Here is a 16680-nt window from a genome sequence, read left to right on the forward strand (position 1 = left end):
CTTTTGTCGCAGCCACTCGACTATACTGGCGCAAACCGCTGCTATTCAGGGACAGGAAACATGAAGCTCAGTAAAAAGAACGCCGCCGTGGTGCGAAAAGCGCTGAACGGCTGGGTCGGGGAAGGCGCGCTGACGCCGCAACAGCAGCAGCAGTTGCTGCAGCATGTGGAAATCCAGCCTTTCGACTGGCGGCGGCTGGCGCGCTATGCGTTTCTCGCCGCGCTGGCTTCGCTGGTCATCGCCATCGCCAGCCTGTTCGCCGACAGCGGCCTGCTCGCCTGGTTAAGCGAACTGTTCCGCTTCGATGCGCCGGCGCGCACGGTGATTACCGGGGCGCTGGCGGCGCTGGCCTACGCCTGGGCGCTGCGCCGCCGCCGCCGGCATCCGGAAAAACGCTACGGCAATGAGGCGGCGCTGTTTATCGCCGTACTGCTCACCGCCTGCGCCCTGTGGCAGTTGGGCGTATGGCTGGATAACGGCAGCGGCCGGGTTTCCGTGCTGCTGATCTTCGCCGCGCTGCTGTACGGCCTGATCGGCTGGTTCGGCAGATCCGGGCTGGTATGGGGGTTTGCGTTGCTGTCGCTCGGCAACGCCTTCGGAGCGGAAACCGGTTATCTGTCCGGTTGGGGGGCCTATTGGCTCGGCATGAGCTACCCGATCCGCTTTATCGCCTTCGGCGCGATCCTGATCGCCGCCGCGCTGCTGCTGCAACCGCCGCTGGCCCGCCGCGCTCTGGACCGGGTTTCGCTGGCGATGGGGCTGCTGTATCTGTTTATCGCCCTGTGGCTGCTGTCGATTTTCGGCAACTACGGCGATCTCGACGGCTGGTACCGCGTGCGGCAAATCGAGCTGTTCCACTGGAGCCTGCTGTTCGGCCTGGTCGCCGCGGCCGCCATCTGGCTGGGGCTGAAGCGCGACGACGCCATGCTGCGCGGGTTCGGCCTGACCTTCCTCGCCATCAACCTCTATACCCGGCTGTTCGAATTCTTCTGGGACAGCATGCCGAAGGCGATTTTCTTCGTGCTGCTCGGCCTGAGCCTGTGGGCGCTGGGGCGCTACGCCGAGAAAATCTGGCAGCTGGGGCGCGGGCCGCACGATGTGACCGACGACCGTTAGCCGCAATAAGGGCGGATAGCCCGCCCTTGCTTTATTCCAGCTGCTGCAGCTCGCCCTGCTTGCTGACCCGCCAGCGATGTTCGCAGAAAAACAGCAGCGGGTTGTCCTGCTTGCTGTCGCTGTAGCCGCTGTACAGTTTCAGCGGCGCGCCGAGCCGCTGCTCCAGCTGGGCCACCTTCTGGATCCCCAGGCAACGCATGGCCAGCACCCAGCCGCCGTAGCGGCGCGCCATCCGGCTGCCGACCAACCGCACCCGCGGCAGAAACGGCGAATCCTGATACACCTGCGCCACCAGCCGCTCCGGCGAGCCGGTGATCAGCCACACCTGGGCGTCGTGCACGTCGAGATACTGGCGCAGGCGCATCTGCACCACCGGAAACGCCGTCACCTTCTGGCGAAAATAGCCGACAAACTGCTGCTCCAGCGCCTTGAGCTTCGCCTCGGGCCGGCCGAAGGTGATCGACCACAGCAGCAGGCTCATCGGCCAGCGCGCCGCGCGCCCCAAGATCAGCATCGCCAGGCCGACCACCGGCAATAAAGGAACCACCAGCAATAAATTCAGCGGCAGGCGCCGCAGTAAAAAGCGCAAGAAACTGCCGAACATATCTTCCTGATGCAGCGTGCCGTCCAAATCAAAGAACACCACGCGGCGGCTTTCCTCTGCCTGTTGGCTCTGCTTGTCGCTCAAACGCTACTCCTCAGGATCGTTGAATCCCATTATCCAGGTGAACAAGAACCCGGCGATAATCGTAATCACCATACCCGCCAGATACAACATCACCTTACCTGAGACGATGGTTAACGCCAAAGGCAAACCCGAAATGCCGAAGGTAATGACCGTCGCCACCTTCCAGTAGCTGATCAACGCGCCGCCCACCGCGCCGCCGAGGCAGGCGGCGATAAAGGGTTTGCCCAAGGGCAGCGTCACCCCGAAGATCAACGGTTCGCCGATGCCGAGAATGCCGACCGGCAGCGCGCCCTTGATCACCTTTTTCAAACGCGCATTGCGGGTTTTCATCAACACCGCCAGCGCCGCGCCCACCTGGCCGACCCCGGCCATCGCCAGGATCGGCAGCAGCGGGTTGGCGCCATGCGCCTGCACCAGTTCGACGTGGATCGGCACCAGCCCCTGATGCAGGCCGGACAGCACCAGCGGCAGGAACAGCCCGGACAGCACCGCCCCCACCCACAGGCCGCCTTTGTCGATCGCCAGATTGGCACCGTGGGCGATGGCGTCGGAGATATAGCCGCCCAGCGGCTGCAGGATAAGGATCGCCAGCGAGGCGGTCACCAGCGTAGTCAGCAGCGGGTTGAGGATCAGTTCAATCGATTCCGGCAGCAGCCTGCGCAGGCGTTTCTCCACCCAGCACATCAGCGCCACCACCAGCAGCACCGCAATCACCCCGCCGCGCCCTGGCTGCAGCGCCTCGCCGAACAGGCTGATCTGCGCCAGCGCCGGGCTGGAGAGAATGCCGGCCATCACGCCGCCCATCGCCTGGGAACCGCCGAACACCCGCGCGGCATTGACCCCGACCAGAATATTCATGATGGCGAACACCGCGCTGCCGAAAATCGCCAGCAGCCCCAGCAGATTGGGGTAGTTCAGCGCCAGATCGCCGGCGATGTCCGGCCGTTTCAGCAGGTTGATGATGCCGGTGATCAGCCCCGAGGCGATAAACGCCGGGATCAGCGGAATAAAAATGTCGGCCAGTTTTTTCAGCGCGCCGCTCATCGGCGCGGCATACTTCTGCTTGGCCTGCGCCTTGGTGCGGGCGATGTCCCCTACGGCAACGGCCGGAGCGGCGCCGTCGAACAGCTCGCGCATGGCGTCCACCACTTTGGCGGCGGCCCCCGGGCCGACGATAAACTGATGCTGTTCGCCCTGTTTGATATAGCCCTTCACGCCGGGCAGCTGTTTGAGCGCCGGCAGGTCGAGACGCCGTTCGTCGCTGACCTCAACGCGCACCCGCGTCATGCAATTTTCCAGTTTGAGGATGTTCCCCTCGCCGCCCACGCCCGCTACAATTTGTGTCGCCAGTGCCGTTGTCTTGTCCATCGCCCGCCCCAAATATGGATTAACGCGTTAACGCCGCACGCAAATAACCGTCGTGCCGCTGCAGCCGCTGCTGCGCCTCTTCGGCGCTGACGCCGGCCAGAATCATCAGGATCGCCGGCTTGACCTCGAAACCGGTCTGCGCCAGCGCCGCCTCGGCCTGGCCGCGATCGGCGCCGGTGGCTTCCACCACGATGCGGCAGGCGCGATCCACCAGCTTCACGTTGGTGGCCTTCACGTCCACCATCAGGTTCTGATAGACCTTGCCCAGCCTGACCATCGCGCCGGTAGACAGCATGTTCAACACCAGCTTCTGCGCGGTGCCGGACTTCAGGCGCGTCGAGCCGGTCAGCGCTTCGGGGCCGACTACCGGCGAGATTGCCACCTGCGCCTCATGGGCGATCGGCGAATCGGGGTTGCAGGAGATCGCCGCCGTCGGGCACCCCAATTGGCGGGCATAGCGCAGCGCGCCGATCACGTAGGGCGTGCGGCCGGACGCCGCCAATCCCACCACCATGTCGGTGGCGGTCAGGTTCAGCGCCTGCAGATCGGCGGCGCCCAGCGCCTCGTCATCCTCGGCCCCTTCCACCGCTTTCAGCAGCGCACCCGGGCCGCCGGCGATCAGGCCCACCACCACGCCGTGCGGCACGCCGAAGGTCGGCGGACACTCGGACGCATCCAGCACGCCGAGGCGGCCGCTGGTGCCGGCCCCCAGATAGATCAAACGCCCGCCGGCCTTCAATGCCGCGGCGGCCAGATCGACCGCCGCGGCGACTTCCGGCAGCACCTTTTCGATCGCCTCCGGCACCTTGCGGTCTTCCTGGTTGAAGCAGCGGACCATCTCCAGCGTCGACATTCGGTCTAATTCCAGGGTGGCCGGGTTGCGGGTTTCGGATACCAGTGCGCCTAAGTTCATTTTCTCACCTTTGAATTTTTAATTCACAACATGAAACCATTATTTGAATATTTAATTCAACAAAGCGAGCACTATTTGCTATTTTAAAGGCGAGCTCACAAAAATTTTCATCGCGCGTTTTCGCCACCGCCGTGGCAGAATGAGCGCTGGTTTCCAGGGAATAATCAATGAGTACCCTTCTGCGTATTCGCCAGATGTACCCGACGCTGGCTCAAAACGACCGTAAGCTGGCGGATTTTCTGTTGCATAACGCCGAGCAGGCGCGCCATCTCAGCTCGCAAAAACTGGCGCAGTTGGCCGGCATCAGCCAGTCGAGCGTGGTGAAGTTTGCCCAGAAGATGGGCTACAAAGGCTTTCCGGCCCTGAAGCTGGCGCTGAGCGAAACGCTGGCGCAGCCGCAGGCCGAGCCCGCGGTCACCGTGCATAATCAGATCCTCAGCAGCGATGCGCTGAAAACCGTCGGCGAAAAGCTGCTGGTAGAGAAACAGGCGGCGCTGCGCGCCACGCTGGACATCAACAGCGAAGATCGGCTGCACCAGGCGCTGGATATGCTGCGCCAGGCGCGCCGGGTGATGCTGGTCGGCATCGGCGCCTCCGGCCTGGTGGCCAAGGACTTCTCCTATAAGCTGCTGAAAATCGGCGTGATGGCGGTGGCAGAGCCGGATATGCACGTTCAGCTGGCGGCGGTGCAAGCGCTGGACAAACGCGATCTGCTGCTGGCCGTCTCGTTCAGCGGCGAAAGGCGTGAAATCAACCTGGCGGCGGAGGAAGCCCGCCTGGCCGGCGCCAAGGTGCTGGCCCTGACCAGCTTCTCGCCCAACGGCCTGCAGCAGCGCGCCGACCACTGCCTGTATACCATCGCCGAAGAGCCGACTACCCGCAGCGCGGCCATTTCCTCCAGCACCGCCCAGTTCGCCCTCACCGACCTGCTGTTCATGGCGCTGATCCAGCACGATCTCGATCACGCGCGCGACCGCATCAAACACAGCGAACAGTTGATGAAGAAGCTGGTCTGAAGCGCAGCATGCAAAAAAGCTGACAACTGCCGCATTCAATTATTTCAAATCGACAGCGCTGATAAATCACGCCTGCGGCGAGCCCACCGACGCCACGGGTTTAGTGCTTGATCAAAACCGCCATTCAAGCCGATAATACTGTACATGCATACATATTCATTGGAGATTAGGAATGTTTGTAGAACTGATTTTTGACCGGCGGAATGTGAGTGGCCTGCCTGATGCGGCAGAGATAATCAAGGCGGAACTGACCAAGCGGGTACGGCGGATTTTTCCCGATGCGGACGTAAAGGTGAAGCCGATGCAAGCCAACGGCCTGAACACCGATGCAAACAAGAGCGAACGTGAGAAGCTAAACCGGCTGCTGGAAGAAATGTTCGAAGAAGCCGATCAGTGGCTGGTAACCGATATCTGAATCCTGCGCCTAAACCCCGGCTCGCTCGCTTCACCACACGGCATGCAAAGCGCCGTTTATGGCGCGCCATGGGATGCGTGCATGGCAGCTTATGACTACAGCCAGAGCAGGGTTTAGTGGTAGGATAGCAAAAAAATGTGACCAATGATGACAAACAGGGCTAATGCTATCCTCAGCAGATTCATTGCGTTACCAATCTTAAATAAAAAGAATATTCACCTTTTCTTAACATAGCAGCAATAAGAATTTTCGTATAGATAAATAGATCAGGGAGCTTATGAACATAAACAGGATGTTTATCCGATTTGCGGCGCTGGTCTCAGCCGCCTCCATCTTTACCGGTTTCACTCGCTGGCCTGACGTCATGTTCATCTCCAGTTGCGTGATGCTGATCGTTTGGCTGCATGCGGAATGGGACTGGTATCGGAAGTAGCCGGTTTCCCCGCGCCCGGAGCCGCGGGTCGCTTACGCATCATTTCCCGAGCAAGTATCCCATCCGATAGGCATGAGAAACCGCGCGCTTTGATCCCTGAAACCTTAAATTCCCCACCCCGACAACAATCTGCGTTGTGCAGGAGCAATATGTCCGTACCTCGGCAAACCTTTGTCCGGACGCCCCCTTCGCCGCCTTGCTAAAATCTCGTCATTATTGGGGTTACTCTGCTTCTGTGTTACAGTGCGCGGTAATAAATATTGATAACCGCATGATTTTAATAAATTAAATACATAAGTGATTGATATGGCTTTACTAATAACAAAGCGGTGCATCAACTGCGATATGTGCGAGCCGGAATGCCCAAACCAGGCGATTTCGATGGGGAATGATATTTACCAGATCGATACCGATCGCTGCACCGAATGCGTCGGCCACTATGATACGCCGACCTGCCAGCAGGTTTGCCCGATCGACAATACCATCATCATCGATCCGCAACAGCGCGAAACCAACGAGCAGCTGTGGGATAAATTCGTGGTGCTGCACCACGCCGATCGGCTGTAACCACGGCAGGATCAACAAGGGCGCCCTGGGGCGCCCTTCGCTTTTTCAGCTTTCGATAATCACCGTCGCGCAGGCATAGCGCCGCTCATCGGCCAGCGAAACGTGGATCGCGCTGACCCCCATTTCCTGCGCCAGTTCGGCGGCGCGGCCATGCAGGCGAATATTCGGCTTGCCCAGCCCGTCGTTGAACACTTCAAACTGATTGAACGCCAGGCCGTTGCGAATGCCGGTGCCGAACGCTTTGGCGGCCGCTTCCTTGACCGCAAAACGCTTGGCGAGAAAGCGCACCGGCTGCTGATGCTGCTGATACAGCGCCCATTCGGCGTCGCTCAGCACGCGGCGCGCCAAACGGTCGCCACTGCGATCCACCACCGCTTCGATACGCGCCATCTCGACGATGTCGGTACCCAGGCCGAGCACCGCCATTAACGGCGCGCTTCCCGCATCAGCAGCTTCATGTCGGCGACCGCCGCCGGCAACCCGCTCATCACCGCCTGGCCGATAATCGCGTGGCCGATATTCAGCTCGTGCATTTCCGGCAGCGCAGCGATCGGCTGCACGTTATGGTAGGTCAGGCCGTGGCCGGCATTGACCTTCAGGCCTTTTTGCGCCGCATAGGTCGCGGCCACCGCGATGCGATGCAGCTCGGCTTTCTGCGCCAGCTCGCCCTGCGCCTCGGCGTAGGCGCCGGTGTGAATTTCGATATAGGGCGCGCCAACCGCCACCGCCGCGTCAATCTGGCGATGATCCGGGTCGATAAACAGCGACACCAAAATGCCCGCCTGCGCCAGGCGCTCAACCGCCACGCTCATTTTCTCCTGCTGGCCGGCGACGTCCAGGCCGCCCTCGGTGGTCACCTCTTCACGCTTTTCCGGCACCAGGCAGCAAAAATGCGGTTTCAGCCCGATGGCGATATCCAGCATTTCGTCGGTTACCGCCATCTCCAGATTCATTCGCGTCTGAATGGTCTGGCGCAGAATGCGCACGTCGCGGTCGGTGATATGGCGGCGGTCCTCGCGCAGGTGTACGGTAATGCCGTCGGCCCCCGCCTGCTCGGCAATGAATGCCGCCTGAACCGGATCCGGGTATTGGGTTCCGCGCGCGTTACGTAACGTGGCGATATGATCGATATTGACGCCCAGCAGCAAATCAGCCATCACAACCTCTAAAAACGATTTTCAGTGTCAGCAGTTTACACGCGGGCGCAGAGCGGCAAAAGAGGAAAAGGTCAGGCGTCGTCGACCGGCGTATCCGGCCGTTTGCGCACAAACTGCCGAAACAGTTCGCGGCTCTTCAGCGGCTTGCCGCCGAGATAGGGTTTTAACGCCATGCGGGTGAAGCGTTTGGCGGCGCGCAGCGTGTCGGCATCGGGGAACTGGCGTTCCGCCAGGGCGCGCAGCTCACGGCCGGTGAAGCTGTAGTGGTCCACCACCAGGCTGGCGATGAAGCCTTTTTCTTCGCGGTAGCGGTAGGTCATGCCGTCATCCACCGGCAGGCCGCTGCCGGCGCAGTGCAGAAAGTCGAGGCCGTATCCCAGATGATGCAACAATGCGAGTTCGAACTGGCGCAGCGCATGCTCCGGCGAACTGTCTTCCGCCGCCAGCGCCTGCAGGCATTGCAGATAATCGAAGAACAGCACCGAATAGTTGGCTTCCTGCTCCAGCACCCGCGACAGCAGCTCATTCACGTACAGGCCGCTGTACAGCATCATGCCGCTGAGAGGCAAGCCCAAGGAAACCGCTTCGGCGTTGCGCAGCGTTTTCACTTCGCCACGGCCGCCCCAGCGCACTAACAGAGGGGTAAAGGGCTGCAGGCAACCCTTCAGATTGGAGCGGCGGCTGCGCGCGCCTTTTGCCAGCAAACGCACCCGCCCATGACCTTCGGTAAACAGATCCAGCATCAGGCTGGTCTCACTGTACGGTCGCCCATGCAGGACGAAAGCGCGCTCCCAGCCTTCCATGGGATCTGTTACTTCAGATCGTCGACATAGCCCAGGCTGCGCAACGCACGTTCGTCGTCCGCCCAGCCGGATTTCACTTTCACCCACAGTTCCAGATGCACTTTGGCTTCAAACATCTGTTCCATGTCCTGACGGGCTTCGATGCCGATGGTCTTGATCTTCGCGCCTTTATTGCCGATGACCATTTTTTTCTGGCCTTCGCGTTCGACCAGGATCAGACCGTGCACGTTGTAACCGCCGCGTTCGTTCGGCACAAACTGCTCGATCTCGACCGTTACCGAGTAAGGCAGCTCTTCGCCCAGGAAACGCATCAGTTTCTCGCGGATGATTTCCGACGCCATAAAGCGCTGGGAGCGGTCGGTAATGTAATCGTCCGGGAAGTGGTGTTCCGCTTCCGGCAGCAGTTTGCGCACGATGCCGGCGATGGTATCGACGTTCATCCCCTTCTCGGCGGAGATAGGCACCACGTCGAGGAAGTTCATCTGCTGGCTGAGGAATGCGATATGCGGCAGCAGCTTGGATTTGTCGGTAACGTTGTCGACCTTGTTGATCGCCAGCAGCACCGGGCATTTCAGGCTGCGCAGCTTATTGACCACCATTTCGTCGTCGGCGGTCCAGTTGGTGCCTTCGACCACGAAGATAACCAGCTCGACGTCGCCGATAGAGCTGCTGGCCGCGCGGTTCATCAAACGGTTGATGGCGCGTTTTTCTTCGATGTGCAGCCCTGGGGTGTCGACGTAGATGGCCTGGTAAGCCCCTTCGGTGTCGATCCCCATGATGCGGTGACGGGTGGTCTGCGGTTTACGCGAGGTGATGGAGACTTTTTGCCCCAGCAGCTGGTTCAGCAACGTGGATTTGCCCACGTTGGGGCGACCGACTATCGCAATAAAACCGCAGTATTGTTTTTCTTCGCTCATTCAAGCTCCAGCTTTTTCAGCGCTTGTTCCGCTGCCGCCTGCTCGGCTTTACGGCGGCTTGAACCGGTGCCCACCACGGGCTCGTTCAAACCGCTCACCTGGCAGTGGATGGTAAACTCCTGATCGTGCGCTTCACCGCGAACCTGCACCACCAGATAAGAAGGCAACGGCAGATGACGACCTTGTAAAAACTCCTGCAAGCGGGTTTTCGGGTCTTTCTGCTTATCACCGGGGCTGATTTCGTCCAACCGGCTGCGATACCAGTCCAAAATCAGGCGTTCGACGGTCTGAATATCGCTATCCAGGAACACGCCGCCAATCAATGCCTCCACCGTATCCGCCAGGATTGACTCGCGGCGGAATCCACCACTTTTCAACTCGCCCGGCCCGAGACGCAGGCATTCGCCCAGATCAAACTCGCGCGCCATCTCCGCCAGCGTATTACCGCGCACCAAAGTGGCGCGCATGCGGCTCATATCGCCCTCGTCTACGCGAGGAAAACGATGATAGAGCGCATTGGCGATGACAAAACTAAGAATAGAGTCACCCAGAAACTCAAGACGTTCATTGTGTTTACTGCTGGCGCTGCGGTGAGTCAAAGCCTGCAGTAAGAGCTCCTGCTGTTGAAAAGTGTAGCCCAGCTTCCGCTGCAGCCTGTTTATTACGATGGGGTTCATGAGTTACCAATAGATCAAGAATGCGTCAAAAACTTGCAGCATACGGAACAGGCCTGCTTCGCCGAAAGCCAATCCAAAGCTGTTTCGTTTGCAGTGGCTCCCAACAGGGAGCCAACTTTTTATCGCTCGAGAAGGTATTCTACAACGAGTGGAAACATAATGCTGCGTTTATATACCCTTCCTCTTTCACGTTGCGACGGCGTTGGCTTTGCCGTTTCACCCCGGCCGCCTGGGTTATCCAGGCGGCCGGAGCTCCACTCGGCTGCCGCCTCGCCGCAGCGCGAAATCCATTGGGTATAAAGGCGCTATTAATGAATTCCACCGATCCGGCTGAATCTTACGCCGGTAGGCCATTCACCTTCCTGCTTTTCAAAACTCATCCAGATAGCCGTGGCTTTACCCACCAGATTCTTCTCCGGCACGAAGCCCCAATAACGGCTGTCGGCGCTGTTATCGCGGTTGTCGCCCATCATGAAATAATGGCCGGCCGGCACCACCCACTCCGCCAGCTGTTTGCCCGGCTGTTGGTAGTAAGCGCCCACCTGATCCTGCGTGCCCGGCACGGTCAGGATACGGTGCGTGACGTTGCCCAGGGTTTCCTGGCGCTCGCGCAGGCGGATGCCGCCCTGCGGTACGTTGTCGCTCAGCGGGATCGGGTAGAAGCCGTTGCTGGCCTCGCCCGCGCCGCTGCGGCTGAACTGCTGCACAAAGTCGCTTGGCTGCGCATCGTTATACGTCACCGCCAGCGCTTTATCGCAAGACTGGCTGCCGTCGCAGGACGGCTGCACGGTCACGCGCTTGTTCACCGGATCGTAAGTCACCCGGTCGCCCGGCAGGCCAATTACGCGCTTGATATAATCCAGCTTCGGATCCAGCGGATATTTAAATACCGCAATATCGCCGCGCTTAGGATGACCGGTTTCAATCAGCGTGGTCTGGGTAATGGGATCTTTAATGCCGTAGGCATATTTCTCCACCAGAATAAAATCGCCAATCAGCAGCGTCGGCATCATTGAGCCGGACGGGATCTGGAAGGGTTCGTAAATAAACGAACGCACCACAAACACCAGCAGCAAGACCGGGAAAACCGAGGCGCCGGTTTCTACCCAACCCGGCTGCTTCGCCACTTTCGCCAGCGTTTTATCGTCTACAGCGCCCGCGGTCTGTGCATTGACCGCCGCGATTTTCTCCCGGCGGGCCGGCGCCCATTTGAAGCGCTCGAAGCACCAGATGATCCCGGTTATCAGCGTTGCCAATGCCAGGATCAGGGCAAACATATTCGCCATGCAAACTCCCTAGTTACGCGAACTTATCGCTGTTACTTGCTGTCTTTACCGACGTGCAGGATGGCCAGGAACGCCTCTTGCGGCAGTTCGACGTTACCCACCTGCTTCATGCGTTTCTTACCGTCTTTCTGTTTCTGCAGCAGCTTTTTCTTACGGCTGACGTCGCCGCCGTAGCACTTCGCCAGAACGTTCTTACGCAGCTGTTTCACGGTGGAGCGCGCGATGATGTGCGTGCCGATCGCCGCCTGAATCGCAATATCGAACTGCTGGCGCGGGATCAGCTCTTTCATTTTCTCCACCAGCTCGCGGCCGCGGTACTGCGCGTTGTCGCGGTGGGTGATCAGCGCCAGCGCATCCACGCGCTCGTTGTTGATCAGCACGTCGACGCGCACCATGTCCGAAGTCTGGAAGCGCTTGAAGTTGTAATCCAGCGACGCATAGCCGCGCGAGGTGGACTTCAGGCGGTCGAAGAAGTCGAGCACCACTTCCGCCATCGGAATTTCATAGGTCAGCGCCACCTGGTTGCCGTGATAGACCATGTTGGTCTGCACGCCGCGTTTTTCGATGCACAGGGTGATGACGTTACCCAGGTATTCCTGCGGCATCAGCATGTGACACTCGGCGATCGGCTCGCGCAGTTCCTGAATGTTGTTCAGCGGCGGCAGCTTGGACGGGCTGTCGACGTAGATGGTTTCTTTGCCGGTGGTTTCCACTTCGTAAACGACCGTCGGCGCCGTGGTGATCAGCTCCAGATCGTATTCACGCTCCAGACGCTCCTGAATGATCTCCATGTGCAGCAGGCCGAGGAAGCCGCAGCGGAAGCCGAAGCCCAGCGCGGTCGAACTCTCCGGCTCATAGAACAGGGAGGCGTCGTTGAGGCTCAGCTTGCCCAGCGCGTCGCGGAAGCCTTCATAGTCGTCGGAACTGATCGGGAACAGGCCGGCGTAAACCTGCGGCTTCACTTTTTTGAAGCCCGGCAGGGCCTTCTCCGCCGGCTGACGCGCCAGCGTCAGGGTATCGCCCACCGGCGCGCCGAGGATGTCTTTAATCGCGCACACCAGCCAGCCCACTTCGCCGCAGTTCAGCGCGTCGCGATCGACGCGTTTCGGCGTGAAGATGCCCAGGCGATCGGCGTTATAGGTCTGACCGGTGCTCATCACCTTGATCTTGTCGCCCTTGCGCAGCGTGCCGTTTTTGACGCGCACCAGGGAAACCACGCCCAGATAATTGTCGAACCAGGAGTCGATGATCAACGCCTGCAGCGGCGCTTCCGGGTCGCCTTCCGGCGGCGGGATGTCGCGCACCAGGCGCTCGAGCACCTCGGGAACGCCTACGCCGGTTTTGGCCGAGCAGCGCACCGCATCGGTGGCGTCGATGCCGACGATGTCTTCGATTTCCTGCGCTGCGCGATCGGGATCGGCGGCCGGCAGGTCAATCTTGTTCAGCACCGGCACCACTTCCAGATCCATGTCCAGCGCGGTGTAGCAGTTGGCCAGCGTCTGGGCTTCCACGCCCTGCCCGGCGTCGACCACCAGCAAGGCGCCCTCGCAGGCCGCCAGCGAACGCGAAACTTCATAGGAGAAGTCAACGTGGCCAGGGGTGTCGATAAAGTTGAGCTGGTAGGTCTGGCCGTCCGGCGCCTTGTAATCCAGCGTGACGCTTTGCGCTTTGATGGTAATGCCGCGCTCGCGCTCCAGATCCATTGAATCAAGCACCTGCGCGGCCATTTCACGTTCAGTCAAGCCGCCGCAGATTTGGATAATACGGTCGGACAGCGTCGACTTACCGTGGTCAATATGGGCAATAATGGAGAAATTTCGTATATGCTTCATTATAAAAGTTTTTCTGCCTTGGTATTTCTGAATTACTCGCCTATGGAAACCCGCATGGACCTAAAGCGACAGTGAATGGGTTCGGCCGTGTTCCGCCTGAATCGCAGCATTCTACATGCCACAACACTGAAAACCTAGCGATCGGTGCAGTGAAGGCATTCTATTATGCGCAGTTTGGTATTACAGGGCGCCCGGGGTTATGAAAGCAGATGTTAACAAAACCCGGCAAAGCCGAAACCGCCGGCGGTGGCGGCGCGAAGGGGGGAAATCGCCCGGCCGCTTCGCCAACGGCGAAGGCGCTAATACATAATGCCGAATAACGCAATAAACCCTCTCCTAAATCGCTTCGAAATAATATTTAGATCAAGGTCTTATAATTACATTTTCCTTCCGGGGCTTTAGGAAAAAACCCATATACGCCGCCACCGGCCCCCTATAGAAATGGAGGTGAACTCCGCGACAAAATATTATTCAGGGCACTACATCGGCAGCCCACCGGGGTTCACAGCATATCTCTGTACGTTGATTGGAAGGTGCGTAATGATCGATAAAGGGCAAATGCTGAGCCGGCACGATTTTTCTAAGGTCAACTGGGGCATTCTGGCAGCGGCGGCGCTGCTGTTTACCGCCGGCGCGGCGCTGCTTTTGCTGCCGCTGCTGAGCAACATGGACGAAAACGCGGTGCTGACCTTGCTGCAAACCGGCGCGGCCACGATTTTACTCGGCTGTACTCTACTGGCGCTGCGTCACTATTTGCGGCCAACGCTGACCTATCGTCTATATGAGCACGGCGTGCGGGTGTTCGATGACCACAGTCATAAAGAGCGGTTTATCCCCTTTGAGAAAATTGGCGATATTTACCGTTTTCGCGGCGGGCGCTGGTTTGGCGGGCTGTTTGACGTAACGGCGTTTCGCACCTCGCCGGACCAGCCCTGGTGTACGGTGTTCAGCAACGTCGCCAACTCCTGGCGGCTGGCCGATGTGATCATCGATCAGCAGATCCAGCAGCGCGGGCCGCAGGCGCTAAACGCGCTCTATCAGGGCGACGTGCTGTCGTTCAACTGCCTGGGCTGCGGCGCCCGCTGGCTGTGGCAGCTGCTGCTGGGCGATCGTAAAGGCACCCCCACCGATACGCTGCGCCTGAGCGCCACCCTGCTGAGCACGCCGCAGGGCGCCATACCTATCGAGCGGATCCGGGCGCTGGAAAACCAGCCGCAGCACGGCACCATCCGGTTGCTGGACGGCCAGGGCAATGCGCTGTTTACCATCGGCTATTATTCGCTGCTCAGCGCGGATCTGTTCATCGCACTGCTCGAGCACATGATCTACAACCGCATCCCCGCCTATCACACCCCGGCGATGACGCGGCAGCAGTTTTAAAGCAGAGGGGAGTTTTCCGCCTGCACGCGCAGAGCGGTCGGGGGCAAACCAATCTGCAACACGATCGGTTGGTAATCGGCCTGCTCACCCAGACGATGGGCCAGGCTGCGCGCCAGCATAAAGGCCGCGCCGCCGCCCAGCAGCGCGCCAAGCGCCGCCGAGGCGTCGGTGCCCAGCCAGTATTGCAGCAGGCTGCCGCCGAGCATCATTCCCAGCAGCGGCGTCAGGTAAACCAACATCGCGGAACGCAGCAGGCTGCCTTCGGCGATGCCGACCTCAACACGCTGCCCCGGTTCAAGCGGCTGTTCGATGCGCACCTGCAGTTGGTGCTCGGTTTCCGGCACCAGCTCGTTCAACGCGCGCGCGCCGCAGCCGGAGCGCGCATTGCAGCTGCCGCAGCCGGCTTTAGGTTCACAGCGCAGCAAGGCTACGCCCTGTTGCCACGAAACCACCGTGGCCCACTCTTTCATCATTAGGGTGACACCTTGAAGGAAATGCTGTCGGCGATGCGCTTGGCCGTGGCCGGCGGCAGTTCGCCAACGATGGTAATTTCGTTGCCGTTGCGCACCTCGGTTTGAATGGTGCGCCGCCCCTGGCGGTAGTACTGCTGCCCGGCGCCGCTGCCCGCAGGGCTGACGTTGACCGAGAAACTGAACAGGCCGTCGCTGTAGAGCCGCGATTCGACCGGCACCGAGACGTTAGGCAACTTGCGGCGATTGCGCGCCACTTCATCCACCCCGGCGGGCAACCAGCCGGTGCTCCAGCTCAGTTTGACATTATCCGCCGCCGGAAGCGACAACAATGGCGGCAGATTGGCTTTGATCAACCCCTGCATCACGTTCTGCACGTCCGCACCCACCACAAACGAAATCACCCGGTACTGCTCCAGCGTTTCGCCGTCGCGATCGAGCAAATCCACCCGCAGCGGCAGCTTGGTGTCGACATCCATCCAGACGATATAGCTGTAGCGCGAACCGTCACGCGCCACCACGCGGATCACCTCGCAGGGGCGATCCGAAATGCGGGTGCTGCCTGCGGAAATGAAATCGTAGTATTTGGCCAGACGATCAAAATCAGCGTAAACGATCGCCGGCAGCGCGTCGACGATGTGATCGCCGGTCAGGGTGAAAGGCTCGAGGCCGGGCTCGAAATAGCTGATCCCGCCGCCGCGCTGCAGCACTTCGCGGCGCGGCCCATCCATATGCAGCAACTGGCCGAGCGGCAGTTTGTCGATCACCGCATGGCGATAGCGCAGCGACTCGATGCCCTGCTTGCTGATGCTGATATAGGCGAGTTCATAGCTGAGGGAACGGCTGGCGCTGCTCATCTGTTGCAACAACGCCCCGGACGCAGTCTGCTGCGCCGGGGCGATGTTTGAGTAGAGCAGGCTGCCCGTCAATAGACAGACGGAGAACCAAATTTGCTTCATTACTGCTGTTGCATTCCTAAGGACTGAGTTCCGGGAACCTGAACCGCAGCCTGTTGAGGGTTGCTTTGTTCAAGCTGCAGCTGATCTGAATGCAGACGACGCTGCAGTTCGTAATCCTGCAGCATCGCATTGATGCGCTTACGCTGTTCCTGCACCTGCTGCTGTTGGCCGCTGCCGGTGGAGAAACTGTCGGCCGGCACGCCCAGGCTGACCGGTGAGGCCTGCCCCATGATCGGCAGCGTCATAAACGCCGGCGATTCGGCTGCGCCCTGCTGCGTGGTCGGCTGATTGTAATGCTGCACGCCGACGATCACCGCCAGCGAAACGCAGGCCGCCATGCCAATCTGGGTAATCTGACTCGCCCAGGGACGCACTTTGTCCCAGAACGGCATTTTCTGCCAGGTGTGAGGTTGCGGCTGAGACTCCGGAACTGCAGAAGGAACCAGGCGTGCGGGTTCTTTCTCAAGTGCAGCGGCAACACGATCTGCGATATCGAGATGCATTACTTGTCCGATATCACCCCGTAGTGTGTCACGTATCAGGTGATAGCTCTGCCAGCTTTGTTGAAGCGTCCGATCTTGTGACAGCGAACTCATCAGCTCGCTATCGAACGATTCCCCATCCATCAGAGCGGAAAGCTTTTCTTTCTGCATGCTTAAGTACCCTTCCTGTGCCCGCCATTG

Annotated in this window: 18 protein-coding genes; 5 read left to right on the top strand and 13 right to left on the bottom strand. The window is 59.8% G+C overall.

The window, feature by feature from the left end:
* Positions 1–60 precede the first annotated feature (60 nt).
* On the top strand, positions 61–1116 hold the full coding sequence (locus tag CKW09_RS18850; protein WP_095098879.1) for a DUF2157 domain-containing protein: 1056 nt from the start codon (positions 61–63) through the stop codon (positions 1114–1116).
* A 31-nt stretch (positions 1117–1147) separates the two neighbouring features.
* On the opposite strand, the gene yfhb is transcribed toward CKW09_RS18850, so the two are convergent.
* From yfhb to murQ, 3 genes are read right to left on the bottom strand one after another with little or no spacing between them, the layout of a single operon-like run.
* The gene (gene yfhb, locus CKW09_RS18855) at positions 1148–1804 is read right to left on the bottom strand and encodes a phosphatidylglycerophosphatase C (RefSeq protein WP_061796432.1); all 657 of its coding nucleotides are present in this window, start codon (positions 1802–1804) and stop codon (positions 1148–1150) included.
* A gap of 3 nt (positions 1805–1807) precedes the next feature.
* A complete protein-coding gene (locus tag CKW09_RS18860) occupies positions 1808–3172 on the bottom strand; it encodes a PTS transporter subunit EIIC (protein ID WP_061796431.1) in 1365 nt (454 codons plus the stop codon).
* Positions 3173–3191: 19 nt separating this feature from the next.
* Positions 3192–4085, bottom strand: coding sequence for an N-acetylmuramic acid 6-phosphate etherase (gene murQ, locus CKW09_RS18865; protein ID WP_061796430.1), 894 nt, complete (start codon positions 4083–4085; stop codon positions 3192–3194).
* A 167-nt stretch (positions 4086–4252) separates the two neighbouring features.
* Here murQ and CKW09_RS18870 point away from each other — a divergent pair, with 167 nt between their 5' ends.
* The 3 genes from CKW09_RS18870 (at position 4253) to CKW09_RS18880 (ending at position 6516) form a co-directional block, all read left to right on the top strand.
* Positions 4253–5101 carry a MurR/RpiR family transcriptional regulator gene (locus CKW09_RS18870; RefSeq protein ID WP_095098882.1) on the top strand — a complete coding sequence of 283 codons (849 nt, stop codon included), beginning with the start codon at positions 4253–4255 and terminating at the stop codon, positions 5099–5101.
* Positions 5102–5273: 172 nt separating this feature from the next.
* Positions 5274–5516: a DinI family protein gene (locus tag CKW09_RS18875; RefSeq protein ID WP_061796427.1), complete on the top strand. Its 243-nt coding sequence runs from the start codon at positions 5274–5276 to the stop codon at positions 5514–5516.
* A 739-nt stretch (positions 5517–6255) separates the two neighbouring features.
* Positions 6256–6516, top strand: a complete 261-nt coding sequence (locus CKW09_RS18880; RefSeq protein WP_061796521.1) for a YfhL family 4Fe-4S dicluster ferredoxin — start codon at positions 6256–6258, stop codon at positions 6514–6516.
* 45 nt (positions 6517–6561) lie between these two features.
* Here the strand turns inward: CKW09_RS18880 and acpS are convergent, their stop codons facing one another.
* The 7 genes from acpS to lepA all read right to left on the bottom strand — a co-directional run bounded on the left by acpS (position 6562) and on the right by lepA (position 13188).
* On the bottom strand, positions 6562–6942 hold the full coding sequence (gene acpS / locus CKW09_RS18885; protein WP_061796426.1) for a holo-ACP synthase: 381 nt from the start codon (positions 6940–6942) through the stop codon (positions 6562–6564).
* Entirely contained in the window at positions 6942–7673 is a 732-nt protein-coding gene (gene pdxJ / locus CKW09_RS18890; RefSeq protein WP_061796425.1) for a pyridoxine 5'-phosphate synthase, read from the bottom strand. Before pdxJ ends, acpS begins: the two co-directional genes overlap by 1 nt.
* 71 nt (positions 7674–7744) lie before the next feature.
* Entirely contained in the window at positions 7745–8476 is a 732-nt protein-coding gene (recO, locus tag CKW09_RS18895) for a DNA repair protein RecO (RefSeq protein ID WP_061796424.1), read from the bottom strand.
* An 8-nt stretch (positions 8477–8484) separates the two neighbouring features.
* Positions 8485–9393, bottom strand: coding sequence for a GTPase Era (gene era / locus CKW09_RS18900; protein ID WP_061796422.1), 909 nt, complete (start codon positions 9391–9393; stop codon positions 8485–8487).
* Positions 9390–10070 (bottom strand): ribonuclease III, encoded by a 681-nt coding sequence (gene rnc / locus CKW09_RS18905; RefSeq protein ID WP_061796421.1) that lies wholly within the window; start codon positions 10068–10070, stop codon positions 9390–9392. The genes era and rnc overlap by 4 nt, the downstream gene beginning before the upstream one ends.
* Before the next feature lie 308 nt (positions 10071–10378).
* The gene (gene lepB / locus CKW09_RS18910; RefSeq protein ID WP_061796420.1) at positions 10379–11356 is read right to left on the bottom strand and encodes a signal peptidase I; all 978 of its coding nucleotides are present in this window, start codon (positions 11354–11356) and stop codon (positions 10379–10381) included.
* Between the two features lie 32 nt (positions 11357–11388).
* The gene (gene lepA / locus CKW09_RS18915; protein ID WP_061796419.1) at positions 11389–13188 is read right to left on the bottom strand and encodes a translation elongation factor 4; all 1800 of its coding nucleotides are present in this window, start codon (positions 13186–13188) and stop codon (positions 11389–11391) included.
* Positions 13189–13728: 540 nt separating this feature from the next.
* Here lepA and CKW09_RS18920 point away from each other — a divergent pair.
* Positions 13729–14568: a hypothetical protein gene (locus CKW09_RS18920; protein ID WP_061796417.1), complete on the top strand. Its 840-nt coding sequence runs from the start codon at positions 13729–13731 to the stop codon at positions 14566–14568.
* On the opposite strand, the gene rseC is transcribed toward CKW09_RS18920, so the two are convergent.
* Genes rseC through rseA form a run of 3 tightly spaced genes read right to left on the bottom strand, consistent with a single transcriptional unit; the run spans position 14565 to position 16650 of the window.
* Positions 14565–15041: a SoxR-reducing system protein RseC gene (gene rseC, locus CKW09_RS18925; RefSeq protein WP_061796416.1), complete on the bottom strand. Its 477-nt coding sequence runs from the start codon at positions 15039–15041 to the stop codon at positions 14565–14567. The genes CKW09_RS18920 and rseC overlap by 4 nt on opposite strands.
* Complete coding sequence (gene rseB, locus CKW09_RS18930; protein ID WP_061796415.1) at positions 15041–15997, bottom strand: sigma-E factor regulatory protein RseB; 957 nt, start codon at positions 15995–15997, stop codon at positions 15041–15043. Before rseB ends, rseC begins: the two co-directional genes overlap by 1 nt.
* Positions 15997–16650: an anti-sigma-E factor RseA gene (rseA, locus tag CKW09_RS18935; protein WP_061796413.1), complete on the bottom strand. Its 654-nt coding sequence runs from the start codon at positions 16648–16650 to the stop codon at positions 15997–15999. The genes rseB and rseA overlap by 1 nt, the downstream gene beginning before the upstream one ends.
* Positions 16651–16680 lie beyond the last annotated feature (30 nt).

This window comes from Serratia ficaria (assembly GCF_900187015.1).
In the GTDB taxonomy this organism is placed as follows: Bacteria; Pseudomonadota; Gammaproteobacteria; order Enterobacterales; family Enterobacteriaceae; genus Serratia; species Serratia ficaria.